2 protein-coding genes are annotated in these 2,302 nt (G+C 76.1%); one reads left to right on the forward strand and one right to left on the reverse strand.

Annotated elements, in window-relative coordinates; all coding sequences use genetic code 11:
• Positions 1-841, reverse strand: an 841-nt coding sequence (locus tag B7767_RS40650; protein ID WP_179167519.1) for a carboxylesterase family protein, incomplete at its 3' end; no start/stop codon positions are given.
• Between the two features lie 175 nt (positions 842-1,016).
• On the opposite strand from B7767_RS40650, the gene B7767_RS40655 reads away from it, so the two are divergent.
• On the forward strand, positions 1,017-2,087 hold the full coding sequence (locus B7767_RS40655) for a LacI family DNA-binding transcriptional regulator (protein ID WP_085576285.1): 1,071 nt from the start codon (positions 1,017-1,019) through the stop codon (positions 2,085-2,087).
• The last annotated feature ends 215 nt before the right edge of the window (positions 2,088-2,302 follow it).

The raw sequence follows: 2,302 nt of genomic DNA on the forward strand, positions 1-2,302 counted from the left end.
TGACGATGCCGAAGGCGGGGCCGCCGAGTATCGGGCTGCTGAGACGGCCGATGTCGGCCTGGACGCGGAGGAGCCGGTCGCGGTCGACGGCGGCGAAGGCCTCGGCGGTGGCGGGGACCTTGAGGCGGTGCGCCATGCGGCGGACCATGCGGCGCACCTTGTCGCGGTCCGTGGTCTCGGGCGGGCCGCTCTGCAGGACGGCCCGGCGGACCAGTCCCCGGGCCTGCGGGGCGGCGACGAGCGCGCCCGTGCTGATCGCCCCGGCGGACTGGCCGCCGAGGGTGACGCGGTCCGGGTCGCCGCCGAAGGCGCCGATCGACTCGTGGACCCAGCGCAGCGCGGCGAGCTGGTCGCGCAGGCCGGGGTTGGCGGGGGCGTCCGGGAAGAGGCCGTAGCCCTCGACGCCGAGGCGGTAGTTGACCGACACGAACACCACGCCGTCGCGGGCGAAGGTGCGGCCGTCGTAGACGGGGACCGCCGAGGAGCCCCTGGTCAGGGCGCCGCCGTGGAGCCATACGAGGACGGGGAGACGGGCTCCGGGGGCGGGGGCGGGGGTCCAGACGTTGAGGTTGAGGCAGTCGTCGCCGGGGACGGCCGGGTCGGACAGGTACCGTGCGAAGGCCTCCGAGTACGGGGGCTTCGGGGCCGTCGGTCCGAAGGCGGCGGCCTCGCGCACGCCGTCCCAGGGCTCGGGCGGAACGGGCGGGCGGAAGCGGCGGGGGCCGAAGGGGGGCGCCGCGTAGGGGATGCCCCGGAAGACGGCCACGCCCCGCTCCCAGCGGCCGCGGACGGCTCCGTACGGGGTTCCGGTCACGGGAGGATTCGCCCGGTCCGCCGTCATGTGCCCACCAGCCCTTCACCGCGCCGCGCCGCGTCACGCACCGGCCGGACCCGCCGGTAACACGGGAGCGCCTCCACGCCCCCCGGTATTCCTGGGTACGCGTGAGAGTTCTTCCCGCCCCGGCGCACCGGATCTACAGTAGGAAGCGCTTTCTATTCGAAGAGGTGGGTGCTCGATGGTCCGTGCGGGGAGTGCCGGCGTGACGGCCGGGCCGACGCTGGCGGTGGTGGCCCGGGAAGCGGGGGTGTCCGTGCCGACCGCGTCCAAGGTGGTCAACGGCCGCGAGGACGTGGCCCCCGAGACCCGCCGCCGCGTCACCGAGGCACTGGACCGGCTCGGGTACATCAGGAGGCCCCGGTTCGACGGCGGGAGGGCGCCGCGTCTGGTGGACCTCGTGGTGCACTCGCTGGAGACCTCCGGGTCGGGCGCGGTGCTGCACGGCGCGGAGGAGGCGGCGGACGACGCGGGTCTCGAGCTCGTCGTCTCGGCGGCCCTGACGCGGAGCCGTGCGGAGCGGCTGGAGCGGCCGGAGCGGGGGTGGCTGGACAAACTCGTCCTGCGGGGCTCGTCGGGGGTGCTGTTCCACCTGGCCGAGCTGAGCGAGCCGCAGTACGCGTGGCTCCAGCAGCACCGCATCCCGTTCGTGATGATCGACCCGGTGCTCGAACCGCCGGCGGGCGTGGTCTCGGTGGGCGCGGCGGACTGGCGGGGCGGGGTGACGGCGACCGAGCACCTGCTGGCCCTGGGACACGAGCGCATCGCGGTCGTGGCCGGTCACCGGCACACGCTGTGCGCCGACGCGCGGATCGCCGGTTACCGCTCGGCTCTCGCCGCGGCGGGGGTGCGGCACCGCCCCGAGTACGTCCGGCACGCCGATTCCGGTGAGGGCGCGGCCGGCCGCCGCGTGCGCGAACTCCTCGATCTGCCCGAGCCGCCCACGGCCGTCTTCGTCTGCTCGGACCGGATGGCGCTGGAGGTCTACGAGGCCCTGGCCGAGCGGGGTCTGCGCGTACCGGACGACATGAGCGTGGTCGGCTACGACGACCTGCCCGAGGCCCGCTGGCTCACCCCGGCCCTGACCACGGTCCGCCAGCCCCTGTCCGAGATGGCGGCGACGGCGCTGCGGCTGCTGCTGCGCATGATGGACGGCCACCGCCCGGAGAGCACCCGCACGGAACTGTCGACCCGCCTGGTGGAACGCTCCAGCACGGCACCGCCCGGCCCCCGCCCGGACGGCCACGACTGACGCACGGCACCCCTCCGGCACGAGCACGCCCCGGCGTCCGGCCACCGCCCGGCTCCCGGGAGGCGGCCGGCCACGACCGACGGACAGCACCCCTCCTCCGGCACGGACACGCCCCGGCGTCCGGCCACCGCCCGGATCCCGGGAGGAGGGCGGGCGGGGCCGGGGCGGTGCCCCGTCCGGTGTGGGGTGACGCAGCTCACGGCGGTGTGCGGCCC

It is taken from the genome of Streptomyces sp. 13-12-16, assembly GCF_002114215.1.
Lineage (GTDB): Bacteria > Actinomycetota > Actinomycetes > Streptomycetales > Streptomycetaceae > Streptomyces.